The organism is Aliiroseovarius lamellibrachiae (assembly GCF_018599245.1).
In the GTDB taxonomy this organism is placed as follows: domain Bacteria; phylum Pseudomonadota; class Alphaproteobacteria; order Rhodobacterales; family Rhodobacteraceae; genus Aliiroseovarius; species Aliiroseovarius lamellibrachiae.
On the sequence record NZ_JAHEVJ010000001.1, the window covers coordinates 453,128 to 470,796 of the forward strand.

Annotated in this window: 16 protein-coding genes; 5 read left to right on the plus strand and 11 right to left on the minus strand. The window is 57.4% G+C overall.

Annotated elements, in window-relative coordinates:
• Window positions 1–12: 12 nt before the first annotated feature.
• Entirely contained in the window at window positions 13–1,227 is a 1,215-nt protein-coding gene (locus KKW20_RS02305) for an acyl-CoA dehydrogenase (RefSeq protein ID WP_214565711.1), read from the minus strand.
• Window positions 1,228–1,343: 116 nt separating this feature from the next.
• On the opposite strand from KKW20_RS02305, the gene KKW20_RS02310 reads away from it, so the two are divergent.
• On the plus strand, window positions 1,344–2,234 hold the full coding sequence (locus KKW20_RS02310) for a LysR substrate-binding domain-containing protein (protein ID WP_214565712.1): 891 nt from the start codon (window positions 1,344–1,346) through the stop codon (window positions 2,232–2,234).
• A gap of 78 nt (window positions 2,235–2,312) precedes the next feature.
• On the opposite strand, the gene adh is transcribed toward KKW20_RS02310, so the two are convergent.
• The 4 genes from adh to uvrB all read right to left on the minus strand — a co-directional run bounded on the left by adh (window position 2,313) and on the right by uvrB (window position 8,066).
• Window positions 2,313–3,833: an aldehyde dehydrogenase gene (adh, locus tag KKW20_RS02315; protein ID WP_214565713.1), complete on the minus strand. Its 1,521-nt coding sequence runs from the start codon at window positions 3,831–3,833 to the stop codon at window positions 2,313–2,315.
• A gap of 134 nt (window positions 3,834–3,967) precedes the next feature.
• Complete coding sequence (locus tag KKW20_RS02320) at window positions 3,968–4,936, minus strand: GAF domain-containing protein (RefSeq protein ID WP_214565714.1); 969 nt, start codon at window positions 4,934–4,936, stop codon at window positions 3,968–3,970.
• A 116-nt stretch (window positions 4,937–5,052) separates the two neighbouring features.
• Window positions 5,053–5,892: a fumarylacetoacetate hydrolase family protein gene (locus KKW20_RS02325; RefSeq protein ID WP_214565715.1), complete on the minus strand. Its 840-nt coding sequence runs from the start codon at window positions 5,890–5,892 to the stop codon at window positions 5,053–5,055.
• Between the two features lie 8 nt (window positions 5,893–5,900).
• Window positions 5,901–8,066: an excinuclease ABC subunit UvrB gene (gene uvrB, locus KKW20_RS02330; protein ID WP_214565716.1), complete on the minus strand. Its 2,166-nt coding sequence runs from the start codon at window positions 8,064–8,066 to the stop codon at window positions 5,901–5,903.
• A 533-nt stretch (window positions 8,067–8,599) separates the two neighbouring features.
• Here uvrB and KKW20_RS02335 point away from each other — a divergent pair.
• Window positions 8,600–8,911, plus strand: a complete 312-nt coding sequence (locus KKW20_RS02335) for an ETC complex I subunit (protein ID WP_214565718.1) — start codon at window positions 8,600–8,602, stop codon at window positions 8,909–8,911.
• A gap of 142 nt (window positions 8,912–9,053) precedes the next feature.
• Here KKW20_RS02335 and KKW20_RS02340 read toward each other — a convergent pair whose 3' ends face one another.
• Window positions 9,054–9,815 (minus strand): alpha/beta fold hydrolase, encoded by a 762-nt coding sequence (locus KKW20_RS02340; RefSeq protein WP_214565720.1) that lies wholly within the window; start codon window positions 9,813–9,815, stop codon window positions 9,054–9,056.
• 91 nt (window positions 9,816–9,906) lie between these two features.
• Here KKW20_RS02340 and KKW20_RS02345 point away from each other — a divergent pair, with 91 nt between their 5' ends.
• A complete protein-coding gene (locus KKW20_RS02345; RefSeq protein ID WP_214565722.1) occupies window positions 9,907–10,272 on the plus strand; it encodes a hypothetical protein in 366 nt (121 codons plus the stop codon).
• On the opposite strand, the gene KKW20_RS02350 is transcribed toward KKW20_RS02345, so the two are convergent.
• From KKW20_RS02350 to glyA, 3 genes are all read right to left on the minus strand, one after another.
• Window positions 10,211–11,101, minus strand: coding sequence for a DUF817 domain-containing protein (locus KKW20_RS02350; RefSeq protein ID WP_246534395.1), 891 nt, complete (start codon window positions 11,099–11,101; stop codon window positions 10,211–10,213). The genes KKW20_RS02345 and KKW20_RS02350 overlap by 62 nt on opposite strands.
• 61 nt (window positions 11,102–11,162) lie before the next feature.
• Window positions 11,163–11,402, minus strand: coding sequence for an NAD-dependent epimerase/dehydratase family protein (locus tag KKW20_RS02355; RefSeq protein WP_214565724.1), 240 nt, complete (start codon window positions 11,400–11,402; stop codon window positions 11,163–11,165).
• An 8-nt stretch (window positions 11,403–11,410) separates the two neighbouring features.
• The gene (gene glyA / locus KKW20_RS02360; RefSeq protein WP_214565726.1) at window positions 11,411–12,703 is read right to left on the minus strand and encodes a serine hydroxymethyltransferase; all 1,293 of its coding nucleotides are present in this window, start codon (window positions 12,701–12,703) and stop codon (window positions 11,411–11,413) included.
• Between the two features lie 177 nt (window positions 12,704–12,880).
• Between glyA and KKW20_RS02365 the strand changes: the two genes are divergently transcribed.
• Both KKW20_RS02365 and KKW20_RS02370 read left to right on the plus strand, forming a co-directional pair.
• A complete protein-coding gene (locus tag KKW20_RS02365; protein WP_214565728.1) occupies window positions 12,881–13,642 on the plus strand; it encodes an NAD kinase in 762 nt (253 codons plus the stop codon).
• 205 nt (window positions 13,643–13,847) lie between these two features.
• Window positions 13,848–14,708, plus strand: coding sequence for a DMT family transporter (locus KKW20_RS02370; protein WP_214565730.1), 861 nt, complete (start codon window positions 13,848–13,850; stop codon window positions 14,706–14,708).
• Here KKW20_RS02370 and KKW20_RS02375 read toward each other — a convergent pair.
• Together KKW20_RS02375 and KKW20_RS02380 are read right to left on the minus strand one after the other, a co-directional pair.
• The gene (locus tag KKW20_RS02375; RefSeq protein WP_214565731.1) at window positions 14,694–15,941 is read right to left on the minus strand and encodes a hydroxymethylglutaryl-CoA reductase, degradative; all 1,248 of its coding nucleotides are present in this window, start codon (window positions 15,939–15,941) and stop codon (window positions 14,694–14,696) included. The genes KKW20_RS02370 and KKW20_RS02375 overlap by 15 nt on opposite strands.
• 77 nt (window positions 15,942–16,018) lie before the next feature.
• Window positions 16,019–17,668, minus strand: a complete 1,650-nt coding sequence (locus KKW20_RS02380) for a sigma-54-dependent transcriptional regulator (protein WP_214565732.1) — start codon at window positions 17,666–17,668, stop codon at window positions 16,019–16,021.
• Window position 17,669 lies beyond the last annotated feature (1 nt).

Consider the following 17,669-nt stretch of genomic DNA (forward strand, 5'->3'; position numbering starts at 1 on the left):
TAGCGAAAATACTTAATAAAACGCCTGCAACCCGGTTTGCGCGCGCCCCAAGATCAGGGCGTGTACATCGTGGGTGCCTTCATAGGTGTTCACGGTTTCAAGGTTGACCATATGGCGGATCACGCCGAAGTCCTGTGAAATCCCGTTGCCGCCGTGCATATCACGCGCATGACGGGCGACTTCCAGCGCCTTGCCGCAGTTGTTGCGCTTGATCAGGCTGACCATTTCGGGCGCTGCTTTTGCCTCGTCCATCAGGCGGCCAACGCGCAGGGCGGCTTGCAGGCCCAGGCTGATTTCGGTTTGCATATTTGCCAGCTTCAACTGGAAAAGTTGCATTTGTGCCAATGGTTTACCGAATTGTTTGCGGTCCAATCCATACTGACGGGCCGCGTGCCAGCACGCCTCGGCCGCGCCCATCGCGCCCCAGGCAATGCCGTAACGTGCGCGGTTCAGACAGCCAAACGGGCCTTTCAAACCAGACACATCCGGCAGCAAAGCATCCTCGCCAACTTCCACATCTTTCATCACAATTTCACCGGTGATCGAGGCGCGCAATGACTGTTTGCCCTCGATTTTTGGCGCGCTGAGCCCCTTGGTGCCCTTATCCAAAACAAAGCCTTTGATCTTGCCGTCGTGGGCGTCAGATTTCGCCCAGACCACAAACACATCGGCAATCGGCGCGTTGGAAATCCACATTTTCGACCCGTTCAAAACATAGCCACCGTCCACTTTTTTCGCGGTGGTTTTCATGCCGCCAGGATCGGACCCTGCGTCGGGTTCGGTCAGGCCAAAACAGCCAATAAACTCGCCAGATGCCAGTTTGGGAAGGTATTTTTTCCGTTGTTCTTCCGTGCCGTAAGCGTAAATCGGGTACATCACCAAAGACGATTGCACCGACATCATTGACCGGTACCCGCTGTCCACCCGCTCCACCTCGCGCGCGACCAAACCATAGGTGACATAGGACGCGCCAATGCCGCCATACGCCTCGGGGATGGTGGTGCCCAACAGGCCCATTTCGCCCATCTCGCGGAAAATCTCCGGGTCGGTTTCTTCGCGTGCAAAGGCGTCGGTGACGCGGGGCTGCAACTTATCCTCAGCATAAGCGCGCGCCGCATCGCGGATCATGCGCTCGTCTTCCAAAAGCTGGTCCTCCATCAAGAACGCATCATCCCAGGCAAAGCCGGACAATTCAGGGCGCGATTGGGGGGGGAGGGAGGTTGACATGGTAAAGGCCTTTGGCTTGGTTTATATCATTTGGGCATGATATACCCTGTCATTTCCCCAATAAAAGCGATATTCGGGTATCATATCATTCCATTATGGAATGAAAGGAGGTTGCCATGACCCGTGCCCGACGTTTTCTTCCGCCGCTGTCGACCCTTGCCGCCTTTGAGGCCGTGGCCAGATTGGGGTCAGTGACCGAGGCAGCACATGAGTTGGATTTGACGCAAAGCGCGGTCAGCCGTCAGCTGCAAAAGCTCGAAGCGCTGGTGAACACGCCGCTGTTTGAACGGGACCGGAAACGGTTGCAATTGACCGATCATGGCACACGATATGTGCGCGATATACGCGCGGCACTGGCGCAGATCTCTAACGCGACAATTGCGCTTCAGGCCAACCCGGATGGCGGTGCTTTGAACCTTGCGATCCTTCCCAGCTTTGGCACGCATTGGCTGGCCCCGCGTTTGCCAGAGTTTTTGCAGGGCAACAGTGGCATCACTTTGAACATGTCAACGCGGACGCAGGTCTTTGATTTTGCCAAGGAAAACTTTCACGGCGCCATTCATTTTGGGCAAGACAACTGGCCGGGCACGCAGGCCCAGAAACTGTGGGATGAACAGGCCTTGGCGGTGGTGGCCCCGGAGTTGTTGCAAGGCACCGACCCGCAGGATTTACCCCGGCTGCAGCTTGAAACCCGGCCAAAAGCCTGGGCGCAATGGGCGGACGCACAAGGGTGGGATGATCCCGGCCGCCCCGCCATGGTGGTTGATCAATTCGCCACAATGCTACGCGCGGCCCAAGCCGGGTTGGGGGTGGCGTTGATGCCAAATTACCTTGTGATCCAAGAGCTTAAGCGCGGGGATTTGGTCGTTCTGCCCGACACGCAACCGGTGTCCACGGGGGCCTATTATCTGGTGTGGCCCGAATTGTCGGAGGAGTATCCAGCGCTGTCTGCGTTTCGAACATGGCTTGCGGCCAAAGCCCAGACAGACGGCGACCGCGCCCCGTAAAGGGCACGGTCAATGTTTCGGTCAAAATAAATCCCAATCCATCCCCGTGAGGAATGAGGGGACAGATCGGGGATGTGATCAGAAGAACCCCAGTTTGTTGGGGTTATAGCTGACCAGCATATTTTTGGTTTGTTGATAATGATCCAACATCATCTTGTGGTTTTCGCGACCGATGCCGGATTGCTTGTATCCGCCAAAGGCGGCATGCGCCGGATAGGCGTGATAGTTGTTGACCCAAACGCGGCCAGCTTCGACGCCGCGCCCAAAGCGATAACAACGGTTTGCATCGCGCGACCACACACCCGCGCCCAGCCCGTACATCGTGTCATTGGCCAGTTCTAACGCCTCTTCCTCGGTCTTGAAGGTGGTCACAGAGACAACGGGGCCAAAGATTTCCTCTTGGAACACACGCATCTTATTGTGGCCCTTCAGGATCGTTGGTTGGATGTAATACCCGTTTGAAAGATCACCGTTAAACCGCGCAGCGTCCCCGCCGACCAGCACTTCGGCGCCTTCTTCGCGACCGATGTTCAGGTACGACATGATCTTATCTTGCTGTTCTTGGCTGGCCTGTGCGCCCACCATGGTTGCCATGTCGCGCGGATCGCCCTGGATGATGGCTTCGACCCGTTTGATACAGCGGGCAATGAACTCGTCATAAATGTCTTCCTGGATCAGCGCACGCGACGGGCAGGTGCAGACCTCGCCTTGGTTAAAGGCAAACAAAACAAAGCCTTCGACCGCTTTGTCCAGATAGGCGTCATCCTCGGCCATCACGTCTGAGAAGAAGATGTTGGGGGATTTGCCGCCCAATTCCAACGTCACAGGGATCAGGTTTTCGGTGGCATATTTCATGATCATCCGGCCGGTTTCGGTGGATCCGGTAAAGGCGATCTTGGCGATGCGTGGCGATTTCGCAAGTGGTGCGCCCACCTCGGCGCCGTAGCCGTTCACGATGTTCAAAACCCCGCCGGGCAAAAGATCCGCGATCAGCTCGGCCAGAACCATGATTGCCGCCGGGGTCTGTTCCGCCGGTTTCAGCACCACACAATTGCCCGCCGCCAGCGCCGGGGCCAGCTTCCACGCCGCCATCAGGATTGAGAAGTTCCACGGGATGATCTGCCCGACAACGCCCAAAGGTTCGTGATAGTGATAGGCCACAGTGTCGGCGTCAATCTCGGACATATTGCCCTCTTGTCCGCGCAATACACCCGCAAAATAACGGAAATGATCCACGGCCAGCGGAATGTCGGCGGCCATGGTTTCGCGGATGGGTTTGCCGTTGTCCCAGGTTTCTGCGGTCGCGATCAGCTCCAGATTTTCCTCAATCCGGTCGGCGATTTTCAACAGCGTGTTGGACCGTTCGGCGGCGGAGGTTTTCCCCCATGCCTCTTTCGCCGCATGCGCCGCATCCAACGCCAGTTCAACATCCGCACCGTCTGATCGCGCCACTTCGGTCACAACCGCGCCGGTGATCGGCGTCACATTGTCGAAATAGCGGCCATTCACCGGGGCGACAAAGCCGCCGCCGATAAAATTGTCATATCGCGACTTGAAAGGGGACGTATAGGTGCCCTCGGTTTTTGTCATCTCATTCATGGGGTTTCCTCCGTTGGTCCGGGTCCTCCACCCGGTTGCACGAAGAATGACAAAGCGCGTGCAGGACACCAGCCCCCCTGCGAGGGTGGGAAAAGCACGGTGTCTCACTCCTGAGACAGTTGTGATGCGTTTTGTTAAAGGTCGTCCAACCCCAGACGTTTCATGCGCCGATACAGCGTGGCACGCGCCACACCCAGCTGGCGGGCCGCTTGCGAAACATTGCCATCCGCACGCGCCAAGGCCCGGATCACAGCGGCACGTTCTGCTTTCTCAAATCCGGTGGGGCCGGGGGTCGCACCACCCTCTCGCATCAGAATATCGCTGGCCGGACGCGGTTGCAGCGCGCCTTTGGCGTCCAACCCAAACACCCGGCGCGCCTCGCGTGTGGCGCCAACCACCAAATCATGGTCGTCAATCGCCAACAGGGTGGCGGCTTGGGTGTCATCACTTTCCGCGACCACAATGCGCGTGCTTGAAAAGGCCGCCCGAAAATGCGCCTCTTCGATCGAACGTGCGGTTTGCGCGACTTGGGCTGCGATCAACCGGTTGAACCCTTCGGTCTGATCGGCGCGGGCGGATGAGACATCGAGCGCGCCAACAATCTGTCCGTCACATCCATAAATCGGCGCGTCGATACAGCTCATCGCGGTGTTGCGCGCCAGAAAATGTTCGTCCCGGTGGATGATAATGCGGCGTTGTTCCGTCAGGCAGGTGCCAATGCCATTGGTCCCCTCGCGTTCCTCGCTCCAATCCGCGCCGGTACACAGCCCCCAGCGTTCAAAGATCGGCGCGTCGGCTTCAGAAATGCGCTGATCCAGCACCACCCCTTCGGCATCGGTCAAAAGCACCGCGCACCCTGATTGTCCAACCATGGAAAAGAGGTGATCCAGACGTGGGGCGGCGACGGTCATGAACCGATCAAAGCCGGCAATCCGGTGGTGTAACTCGCGCCCGTCAACCCGCTCTGGCGCGCGGGCCTCGCCGGGGTCCAGCCCATGTTTTGACGCAGACCTCTGCCAGCTTGCCGCCAGCCGGGACCGGGCCGCCGCAGAGGACTGGGTGATCTCCATCACCTTTTCAATATGGGCGGTCATTCGGGGCATTTTCCAGCAGCGATCATGTTGGTTTGAACAGTCCGTAAACTGTTGCAACTTTCATCGCCCTGCGCAAGAATTTTGATCGCGCCGATTTATTGAATGAATATCAATGGGTTGATCGTTCAGGCTCGCGTCACCTTAAGGCGTTGCTGCCCCAGACCTTCGACCTCCAGCACCATTTCGTCCCCCTCTGAAAGAAACTGTTGCGGGGTCATCCCCATGCCCACGCCGGGGGGCGTTCCGGTGGAAATAATGTCGCCGGGTTCCAGCGTCATGAACTGTGACAGATAGGCCACCACATGGGCCACACCATAGACCATGGTGGCGGTGGAACCCTCCTGAACCCGCGTGCCGTTCACGTCCAACGTCAGACGCAGCGCCTGCGGATCCGGCACCTCGTCGCGCGTCACCAAATAGGGACCGATCGGGCCAAAAGTGTCATGGGATTTGCCCTTGGTCCATTGCCCCGCACGCTGGATCTGAAAGTCACGTTCCGAGATGTCATTGACCACACAATAGCCCGCCACATGGTCTAGCGCATCCGCCTCGGTGATGTATTTTGCTCGGGTGCCAATCACCACGCCCAGCTCCACTTCCCAATCGGTTTTCACTGCGCCGCGTGGGATTTCCACGGCGTCATTAGGCCCGCAAATGGCCGAGGTGGCCTTGGCGAAAATCACTGGCTCTGGTGGCACCTCCATGCCGGCTTCCGCCGCGTGATCGGAATAGTTCAAGCCGATGCAAATGAACTTGCCCACATGCCCAACACAGGGGCCAATCCGGTCCGGTATCACCACCGGCAATGTCTTCGGGTCAAGATCTGCAAGGATCGCCAGCGCCGCATCCGAAAGGGCCCCCCCGGTGAGGTCATCCAAATGGCCCGACAGGTCACGGACCTGCCCGTCGCCGTCCAATAGTCCTGGTTTTTCCTGCCCTTTTGGGCCGTAACGTAACAGTTTCATGTGCTTTCCTATCTCTTGCCACGACCGGCCCGTTGTCCGGGTTTTCCTGCTGTGGATCGCCCTTTGGGGTCCGCCGCCGCCTCAATCGCCGATTGGCGGGCCATGGGGTCATCTGCGATGGCCAGTTCAACGGCCTCCAACCGATGTACTTCATCGCGCAGGCGGGCGGCCTCTTCAAATTCAAGGTTCTCAGCGGCTTTGCGCATTTGCGCCCGAAGCCCCTCGAGATGCGCAATCAGGTTGTCCCCCATCAATGGCTTATCAATGGTGGCCGTCACGCGGTTCATATCCACGTCGCCTTCATACAGCCCGGCCAAAACATCATCTACGTTTTTCTTGATTGTTTCGGGCGTAATTCCATGCAGTTCGTTGTAAGCGTGTTGTTTTTCACGCCGACGTTCGGTTTCATTCATCGCGCGTTCCATCGACCCGGTGATCCGGTCGGCGTACATGATCACGCGCCCTTCGGCGTTTCGCGCCGCCCGTCCAATGGTCTGCACAAGCGAGGTTTCAGAGCGCAGGAACCCTTCTTTATCCGCATCCAAGATCGCGACCAATCCGCATTCCGGAATGTCCAATCCCTCGCGCAAAAGGTTGATGCCAATCAGCACGTCAAAGGCGCCCAGCCGTAAATCGCGCAGGATTTCAATGCGTTCCAACGTGTCGATATCCGAGTGCATATAGCGCACGCGAATGCCCTGTTCGTGCATATATTCGGTCAGATCTTCGGCCATGCGTTTGGTCAGCGTGGTGACCAACGTGCGATAGCCCTCTTTGGCCATTTTCTGCACTTCGTCCAGCAGATCATCGACCTGTGTGTCCACCGGGCGGATTTCGATAACGGGGTCGAGCAATCCGGTGGGGCGGATCACCTGTTCGGCAAACACGCCGCCGGTCTGCTCCAATTCCCACGAACTGGGCGTGGCCGAGACAAACACCGACTGCGGGCGCATCGCGTCCCATTCCTCAAACTTCAGTGGGCGATTGTCCATGCAGGACGGCAGGCGAAACCCGTGTTCCGCCAGCGTGAATTTCCGCCGGTAGTCGCCTTTGAACATGCCGCCGATCTGCGGCACCGACACATGGCTTTCATCGGCAAAAACGATGGCGTTGTCGGGGATGTATTCAAAAAGCGTGGGGGGCGGTTCGCCCGGTGCGCGCCCTGTCAGATAGCGTGAATAGTTCTCGATGCCCGAGCAAAAGCCCGACGCCTCGATCATCTCAATGTCAAACTTGGTGCGCTGCTCAAGCCGTTGCGCTTCCAGCAATTTCCCGTCGGCTTCAAATTCCACCAACCGTTTGGCAAGTTCTTCTTTGATATTCACCACCGCTTGTTTCAGGGTCGGTGTTGGGGTCACGTAATGCGAGTTTGCATAGACGCGGACCTTTTCAAGCACGTCGGTTTTGGCGCCTGTTAACGTGTCAAATTCTGTAATTGCCTCAAGCTCTTCGCCGAAAAACGACAGGCGCCACCCGCGGTCTTCCAGGTGGCTGGGCCAGATTTCCAGACTGTCGCCGCGCACCCGAAAACTGCCGCGATGAAAGGCGTTGTCGTTGCGTTTATATTGCTGCGCGACCAGATCTTTCATCACGGATCGTTGGTTGTATTCCTCGCCCACCGCGATGTCCTGCGTCATCGCGGTATAGGTTTCGGGGCTACCAATGCCGTAAATGCACGACACGGAGGCCACGATGATCACGTCATCGCGTTCCAGCAAAGACCGCGTGGCCGAGTGGCGCATTCGGTCGATCTGTTCATTGATCTGGCTTTCCTTCTCAATGAAGGTGTCGGATCGTGCAACGTAAGCTTCGGGTTGGTAATAGTCATAATAGCTGACGAAATACTCCACCGCGTTGTCGGGGAAAAACCCCTTCATCTCGCCATATAACTGCGCCGCCAAGGTCTTGTTGGGCGCAAGGATCAGGGCAGGGCGCTGGGTTTCTTCGATGATCTTGGCCATGGTAAAGGTCTTGCCGGTGCCGGTTGCCCCCAACAAAACCTGATCCCGGTCGCCATCGTGCAACCCGCCCACCAATTCCTTAATCGCGGTCGGCTGGTCGCCTGCCGGTTTAAAGGGGGAATGCATGACAAACGGGTGCCCCCCTTCCAATTTGGGCCGCGCGGTGGGGGCCTGTGTTGGATTGGTGAGCGAACTATGGGTGGTCTGAGACATCAGCGAATCCTCCGCCCCTAAGATGACCCCTTTTTGTTCTTGTTCAAGGCCTCAGGCTATGATGCCTCCCCAATTTTAGTGAGTTGAGCGGCGGGCGCGTATTAAGGCATGTTTAACCATGTTGAGACTGTGTGAGTAAAGCTCAACCGTTAGTAGATTGCTAGATTGCGTTGGGCGTGATTGACGGTATGTCAATCGCGCTTAACTAATTTTTAACGCTTTGAAATTACTAACAAATTACTAACGCAAAAGGCGAAAAAAAATACGAAAAACACAACTAAAAGTGTTTTTATGGGTTGCGCGATAAGAATTCTCATCCTAGTCTGAATGGGCAAGCAGCAGAACGGTCTGCCGGCGATAACGAAACACCCACCCCACCCCTCGCTCCCTCGTTGTCGCTGGCGGCCACTCTTGCCCCCCCTCCCACAACAAATCCGCAAAAGCCGGCCTTTGAAGGCAAAAATCCTCAATTCCACCTTGAATTGGCGCGGGGCATTGGTGATAAGGTTCCCAGACGTTTCAGGAGATCAGATATGCGTGCACGCATCTATCAACCCGCTCGTAACGCCATGTCCTCGGGCCTTGGCAAAACCAAAACATGGGTTTTGGAATATGCGCCCGATGCGCCGCGTGAACTGGACCCCTTGATGGGCTGGACCGGATCGGATGATACGCAAAGCCAAGTGCGCCTGCGCTTTGACAGCAAAGATGCGGCGCTGGAGTTTGCAAAATCCAAAGGGATTGAAGCCGTTGTGCACGAGCCGCACACCCGCAAACAAAACATCCGTGCCGGGGGGTATGGCGAAAACTTTGCCACCAACCGTCGTGGCGCCTGGACGCACTAGAGCGCCCATCATTTCAAGATCTTGAAACGCCGTCCGTTTGGGGGGCGTTTTTTCTTTGGGGCGGGGTGTTGTTGACGGGGGAGGAGCGAGGCGCTGCCTCGCGCTCCGGGATATTTTTGGAAAGAGGAAAAGGCGCGCGCGTTTATGTTTCGATCATGAAGGTGCGCACGGCCGCCTCAAACTCGCGCGGCTTTTCGGCGTGGAGCCAGTGGCCTGCGCCGGGGATTTTGGCCTGTTTCGCGGATGGGAAAAGCGATTTGATCAAGGGGCGATGTTCAGGGCGCACGTAATCGGAGTTTGCGCCGGCCAGAAACAGAGTGGGCCCAGTGAATTGGCCAGTGATGTCTGGGAAGCCAACGATCTTGTCCATCTCGCGGTCCAGCACATCCAGGTTCAAACGCCATGTTTTGCCGCGCACATCCAAGGATTGCAGCAAAAAGGCGCGGATGGATTTATCGTCGACATAGGCGGCCAATTGGGCGTCTGCCTCGGATCTTGTGGTGGCTTTGGATAAATCCACCGCCCGCATCGCCTCAATCAGTGACGATTGGCTGTGTGTGTATCCGACCGGCGCGATATCTGCGACCAGCAAGCGGCGCAGCACGTCGGGGTGTTTCAGCGCAAGGATCATCGCGGCTTTGCCGCCCATCGAATGGCCAATCACATCGGCTTGCCCGCCCAAATGCGTGATCACCTCGGCCAGGTCATCCGCCAGATCAAAATAGCTGTGGCTGTCTGACGTGGGGCTGGCGCCATGATTGCGCATGTCCACGGTCACAACACGCCGATCAGCGGACAGGCGTTTGGCGATCACGCCCCAATTGCGCCCGGACCCAAACAGGCCGTGGACAATTAGGATCGGTGGGTGGTTGGCATCTTCGCCGTGGCTTTGTATATCGAGCATAGCCTCTCATACCGTGGCCCGCGTGCGGGTTGAACCCCTATTGCACGAGGCGCGTAGGTCAGAGGGGGCTGAGGCATTTTGCTGGGTTGGGATGATGGATCTGAATGTGAAAACCGCGCGGCTTGCGCAGTTGATGGAAGAGCGGTTGGACATTCGCGGCGCGGGTTTCACCGCAAAGGTCCGCCGGGCCGGGCGTTTGTTGCCACGTCATGTGCGCGAGGCCGCGGGGCTGTTGATCAGGGCGCTTCCGTTGATGGATCACCCGCAATTGTCCCGTCAAATGAACCCATCCGAGCTGGAAAATGCCGCCCATGTGGTCGAGGTGTATTTGCTGGATGTGGACCCTTGGGACCGACGCCGCGGGATCGCTGTCAGCTGGTTGTCCGGCCTTGCGTTTAGCCTTTTGGTGTTGGCCGCAGCGGTGGTGTTGGTGCTGGTGTGGCGCGGCTATCTTTAGGGGCGGGGCCACCCAAAATGCTTTGATAGACTAAGGTCACGGTCGCAAAGCTGACATATAGCAACAGATACCAACTGCCCATTTTGGTCAAAGACGCCCAGTCGATCGATTTGGCCCCAGCATAGACCCAAGTCCCTGATCTTGTGCCAACATTTTCCGCGATCCACAGGAAAAAGCTTGAGAAAAACGCAGCGACGGGCAGGGGCATCCAGTAATATTTCCCGATGAGAAACCAGATCCTGACCCGCCAATACAGCACCATAGTCAGCCCCATCAGAACCCATCTGAAATCCCAGATCCAATGATGGGTGAAGAAGTTCAGATAGATGGCGGCGGCAAGGGCGAAATGCATCCAAAACGGCGGAAACGGGGTGAAGCGCATATCAAAAATGCGCACCACACGGGCCATGAAACTGCCGACACTGGCGTACATAAAGCCGGAAAACAGCGGCACGCCCATGAGTTTCAACAACCCCGGTTCGGGGTAGGCCCAGCTGCCCATATGGATCTTGAAAATCTCCATTAAGGTGCCGGACATATGGAACAAAAGGATCACGCGGGCCTCGGCCCAGCTTTCCAGTTTGAAATACAGGAAGGCCGCCTGAAGGGTGACCGCATAGATCACCAGCGCATCATAACGCGCGACCGTCCAGTCCGGTTGCCAGATCGCTTTCGTGACCATGATCCCGACCAGCATCAAGCCACCAAACAGCGCCGCCCAGCCCTGTTTCAGCACAAACATCACAAATTCTGCGAGCCCATACGGCAGGCGCGCGCGCATCCAGTGGCCTAGGGATTTTTCGGTGCTGCGGGTGGAGTGCTGGGTCATACGTCGGCCTAAAGTGTTTTGGGCGACACTAAGGAAGGACGAAACAGAAGCAAATACTTCTTTAGCCGTGTGTGCAGGTGACATTCAGTCGGGAGAGTTCCTGTTCCGCCTCTGCCAAGGTGAAGACATCCAGCGCAAGCGGTGTGCCACCATTGGTTTTGGTAAAAGCTTGGGCGCGGGCGAGGCTGCGGCTTGTCACCGTCACGTCACGCCCATCTTCGATCAGCATTCGTGCCAATCGGGATCCAAAAACACCCGTCCCCCCAAGGATTAACACGCGGGGGGACGGGATCTTTTTCATGACCTGACTTACAGGTTCGGGTACATTGGGAAGCGCGCGCAAAGGGCGGCGACTTTGCCACGTACACTTGCTTCTGCGGCCTCATTGCCTTCCGCGCCATTGGCGGCCAGACCGTCAACAACCTCGACAATCAGGTCAGCGATTTCGCGGAACTCGGCCTCTTTGAAGCCGCGTGTGGTGCCCGCTGGGGTGCCCAGACGAATGCCCGAGGTGACCATCGGTTTTTCCGGGTCAAATGGGATGCCGTTTTTGTTGCAGGTGATATGCGCGCGACCCAATGCGGCGTCAACGATGTTGCCGGTCACGCCTTTGGGGCGCAGATCGACCAGCATCAGGTGGGTGTCGGTGCCGCCGGACACGATGTCCAAGCCGCCCTTCATCAACTGATCCGCGAGGGCAACCGCGTTTGCGCGCACTTGCTTTTGGTAGGCTTTGAATTCAGGACGCAGGGCTTCGCCGAACGCGACGGCCTTGGCCGCGATCACATGCATCAAAGGCCCGCCCTGGATGCCGGGGAAGATCGCCGAGTTCACTTTCTTGGCGATATCCGCGTTGTTGGTCAGGATCATGCCGCCACGCGGACCGCGCAGGGTTTTATGCGTGGTGGTGGTGGCAACGTCGGCATATGGGAACGGCGAGGGGTGTTCACCCGCCGCCACCAGACCGGCGAAATGCGCCATGTCCACCAACAGAAACGCCCCCACGGAATCCGCGATTTCGCGGAACTTGGCAAAGTCGATCTGACGCGGAATGGCCGAGCCACCGGCGATGATCAGCTGAGGTTTATGTTCGGTTGCAAGGGCTTGGATCTGATCATAGTCGATCAGGCTGTCTTCTTTCTTCACGCCGTAATGCACCGCGTTGAACCATTTTCCCGACTGGTTTGGCTTGGCGCCGTGGGTCAGGTGACCGCCTGCCGACAGATCCATGCCCAAAATGGTGTCGCCGGGTTTGATCAACGCCTGAAACACACCTTGGTTGGCTTGGCTGCCGGAATTTGGCTGCACATTGGCAAACTCACAACCAAAGAGTTCCTTGGCGCGGTCAATCGCGAGGTTCTCGGCCACGTCCACATATTGGCACCCGCCATAATAGCGGCGTCCGGGGTAACCTTCGGCGTATTTGTTGGTCAGAACCGACCCTTGGGCTTCCATCACGGCGGCCGACACGATGTTTTCGGATGCGATCAATTCGATCTCATCGCGCTGGCGGCCCAGCTCGTTGGTGATCGAGCCGAAAAGCTCTGGGTCGCGGGTGGCGAGGGATTCTGTGAAGAACCCTTGGTCTTTGGTGTCGGACATGCGCGTTTTCCTTGTGAACGTGAATGTGTGAACGAATGTTGGGTATTTCCTATCGGAAACTTTCCGTGGGACAAAGGCCAGAATGCGACCTTGTGCCTAAATTACGCGCCATGTCTGGCACTTTCACGAAACTTGTGGTTCTTTCGGAAACGAGGGACAGGAACAGGAAACCCCGGCATGAGCCAGAGAATCGCTTTTCTCGCCAGTGAGGCACAGGTGGCACAGGCCGCGTGGGATGAACTGACCGCACGCTATGGAAATGTCTCGCCTGAAAAGGCTGACGTGATTGTGGCGCTTGGCGGGGATGGCTTTATGTTGCAAACCCTGCATGACACCCCCGATTTGCCCGCACCCGTTTATGGGATGAATTGTGGCACGGTTGGGTTTTTGATGAATGAATATAACCCCGATGGGCTGGTCGAACGGCTGATTGCCGCGGAAGAAGAGGTGATCAACCCCCTTTCGATGACCGCGGTTGACGGGTCAGGGCAGGTACATCACGCGTTGGCGATCAACGAGGTCAGCTTGCTGCGCGCGGGGCCCCAGGCCGCGAAATTGCAGATCAGTGTTGATGGGCGCGTGCGGTTGGATGAACTGGTCTGTGACGGTGCGCTTTTGTGTACCCCCGCCGGATCCACCGCCTATAATTATTCCGCGCACGGGCCCATTTTGCCGATTGGCTCGGATGTTTTGGCGCTGACCGCCATGGCCGCCTTTCGCCCCCGTCGCTGGCGCGGCGCGCTGTTGCCAAAAAATGCCACGGTGCGGTTTGATGTTTTGGAAGCCGACAAACGCCCGGTGATGGCGGATGCGGACAGCCGACAGGTTCCCGACGTGGTGTCAGTCGAAATCAGGTCCGACAGCTGCGTTGCCCACCACATTTTGTTTGACCCCGGACATGGGTTGGAAGAGCGTTTGATCAGCGAGCAATTCACCTGATTGTGCATCGCGGAAAATCTTGCGAAAATCCTGTAAAACGTCCTGCGAAAGCCAAAAACGCATCTTTAAACACTTTAAAGTTATGGGTTTTGAGGGGGGCAAAACTTTAAACATTTGCGATTTTCACCTTTAAAGAGTTTACAGTTTTGCCCGTGAAAACCTTAAACAGTTTAAAGATTTTCCGCCCTCACTTATCGGAGAACCCATGTCGGTTTTTGCCCTGACCACCCTCGTCATGTTGGCCTTTGCCGCCAATTCCCTGCTCAATCGTGCGGCCCTTTTGGGGGGCGAGATGGACCCCGCAAGCTTTGCTTTGATCCGCGTGGTGGCCGGGGCGGTCACGTTGTTGGGGGTGGTTTCCCTACGCAGAAGGATGCGGATAAATCGGCCTGACTGGGGCGCGGTTTTGGCGCTGACCGCCTATCTTTTGGGGTTCTCATTTGCCTATTTGTCGATGGACGCAGGCGTTGGCGCATTGATCCTATTTGGCGGCGTGCAGGTCACGATGTTTGCCGGCGCCGTATTGGCGAAAGAGAACGTTCCACCCGCGCGTTGGATTGGAATGTTCGTTTCTTTACTTGGGCTTATCTTGCTTTTGTGGCCCAGTGAGGGGCTTGGAATTTCCCCCATGGGCTTTGCGCTGATGGGCCTCGCAGCGGTGGGATGGGGATATTATTCCTTGGTTGGGCGCGGGGCATCTGACCCCTTGGCGGCGACCGCGTGGAATTTCACCTACGGGGTCCCATTGGTGGCCTTGGGCTGGGCGGTCGCACCGGGGGATGTTGCGATCAGCTCGGCCGGGATCTGGCTTGCCGTCCTGTCCGGCGCGGTCACATCCGGGCTTGGATATGCCTTATGGTACAATGTGTTACCGCGATTGGGGGCCAGTGTCGGCGCGCTTGCGCAACTGTCCGTTCCGGTGTTGGCCATTGGGCTGGGCGCGCTGTTGCTGGGCGAGGGGGTGGCGTTGAAAACACTCTTGTCTGCGCTCTTGGTGCTTGCCGGAATTTGGATTGGGACGACGCAAATGTTTGCGCCTCAGCGCCGAAATTCAGACCTCTCGTAACAGTTCAATCGCGACGTCTTCGCGCACGGTTTTGCGGGCGACCATCTCATCCGCAACCCGGTCAATTTCATCGCCAACAGCCCCTGCCGTGATCGCCACATTGCGCGCGTGAAGCGACATGTGACCGCGCTGGATCCCTTCGGTGGCCAAGGCGCGCAGGGCGGAAAAGTTCTGAATTAGCCCAACCGACGCAATCACGCGGGCCAAACGGTCGGCGTTGGTTATCCCCATGATTTTTAACGAGGATTGTGCGGTTGGATGTGCGCGGGTTGCCCCGCCGACGATCCCTACAGCCATCGGCAATTCGATCTCTCCGACCAAATCCCCGGCGTCGTTTTTCCAGTAGCGTGTGAGCGGATGATAGCCTTGCCCGCCGTCTCGCATTGCCGCATAGGCATGCGCGCCCGCCTCTATCGCGCGGGTGTCATTTCCGGTCGCCAACGCCACCGCATCAATGCCGTTCATGATGCCTTTGTTGTGGGTCGCGGCGCGGTAAGGATCGGTCGCGGCAAAGACGTAAGCGGCCAGAATGCCGTCCACGGTTTCTGCGCCAATGCCGGACGCAGGCCAGGTTGCGCGGGCGCGCACCAGCCGCCGGTCGGCGAGGTTTGACAGGATGCGCAAGCCGATTTTGCCGCCTGTCCAGCGTGCGACATGGGGGGACAGGGCCTCGGCCATTGTGTTCACGGTGTTGGCGCCCATCGCGTCGCGAACATCAACAATAAGGTGCAAAACCAACATGTTACCCAAGATGCGCGGTGCGATTTCAACCAAGCCTCCGCCCAGTTTCACCAGCATTGGATCACAGGAATTACAAATCTCGCGGATCTCAGCCTCGTGTTTCAGCAATATGGTGCGCCCGTCCGAGGGGTCGAGATCTGTGATCTGAATTTGCGCAATCATACAGGGGGGATCGGCCTCGGTGGTCACGCCTCCGGCCTCTCGGCACGCCCGTGCGCCATTGCAAACCGCCGCCACAACCGAGCTTTCCTCGGTCGCCATCGGCACCAACACATCCTCGCCATCGACGGTTAAATTTGTGGCCACACCCAAGGGCACCGCCAGCACCCCAATGACGTTTTCAGCCAAATGATCGGCCAAATCCCCTTGGGCTTGTGCAAATTTGGCAAGGTTTTGCGTGACGTCATCGGACAATCCGGCTTCACGCGCGACGCGGTTCAAGCGCTCGTTGCGCGACACCCGGTGTAGACCGGACAGACGAGAGTTAGCCATGGGAGCCCCAATATTTATTGATTTCTATGCCGTAGAGAAGCAAGCCTTGCCGCATAGGTCAAGCACGCTGTTGGGTCTTAAGCACGCCAGCTTTCGCGTTTGCGATAGAGCGTTGAGGGGGAGACCTCTAACATGCGAGCTGCCTTGGGGACAGAGCCGCCATTTGCCCGAATGGTTTCTTCGATAATGATCTGTTCAATTTCCGCCAAGGGTCGGCCGATCAGATGATCTGAGCCATTCTCGGGTTTGGCTGGATACGGCGCAGACTTATCAGCATCAGCGTGAGGAATGGTCTTCAGCACCGGCAGCATATTGTGGGTCAATACATCGCCGTTATGTTGCAACACTGCATTCCAGATGGTGTTTTTAAGCTCATGAACATTGCCCGGCCAATGGTGCGCGCGCAAAATTTGTTGGGCCTCTTGGGCGAGTGAGGTGAAATTCCGATTTTCCGACGCGGCATAGTCGGCCAGGAAGAACTCGGCCAGCGCCACCAGATCATCCCCACGCGCACGTAGAGGGGGCAATGTGATCGGGGCGACATGCAATTGATAATAAAGATCTTTTAAGAGGATTCCATCCTCGATTAATTGCAACGGATCATGTGAAGTGGAGCTGACAAGCCGGATGTCTACCGCTGTGGGGGTGTCATCCCCCAGCCTGAAAATCTCGCCAGATTGAACAAATCGAACAAGCTGGCTTTGGACGCGCAGGTCAAGGTTCGAAACCTCGTCGAAATAAAGGGTGCCGCCGTCGGCAAAATGCGCCATGCCCATTTTGTCATAGCTGGCGCCCGGGTGCGCCCCGCGCAAGTGGCCAAACATGTCGGATGCCAATGTGTCGGCGCGCAAGGCGGCGCAATCAACCACTACAAACCGGTCTTTGCTGCGTCTGGACATTTCGTGCACGGCCCGAGCAAACAGTTCCTTTCCCGTCCCCACCTCACCACGCAAAAACACGGGGGCAGAGGAGGGGGCGATGCTGTCAAGCAAGCGCAGGGCTGTGGTAAATGCGATGTGGTTGCCGATCAGTTTGGTCCGCGCATCTGGGCTGTCATGTGCTGTGACAGGCGAGATGTCGGGTGCCGTGCTGGGGCGTTTATCTTCGTTGATCGGGGGGTGAAGAACCTGAGGATAGGACAAAGGCGCAGAGGCGCCAATGTTCACCGTGGGTGCCATTGTTGGGGGCTGGGTGTGCTGATCCTGGCCGGGCACCGTTGCGTCTTCCGGAAGGCTCGTTACGGGTGGCGGCGGGGGGGTTTGCGGGCGATATTTGGGATCTGCGCTGACACCCAGGGGCCGACACGCTTGCACCACATCTAGAATTGTCTGACCAAGGCGGGCGGCGCTGAAGGGGGTGAAGAGACAGTCAAATGCCCCCGCGTGCATGGCCTCTGCGGCGCTATTGATCTGGTCGTGGCTGGCGATGACGATCATATAGGGCGCGGGCGACATTGACTTGCACTGAGTTAAAAAGCCTATCGTCGATTTCCCGGCCAAAACGAGGGGTAGGAAAATAATCGCGGGCCGCTCGTTTTCGAGATGTGTGCGTGCCTCACTGAGGGTTGCAGCATAGGTCGGCTGGCATCCCGCGTTTTCAAAAGGGGTGGCGGGCAGCAGGCTGACTTGCGCAGCGTCGGCCAATACCAACGTGTTCAAAAGACAGAGATCTTTTGCGGGTGTCGAATCCTGTTCGCTATCTGCTTTTAATGTATCTTTTTTTTGCACG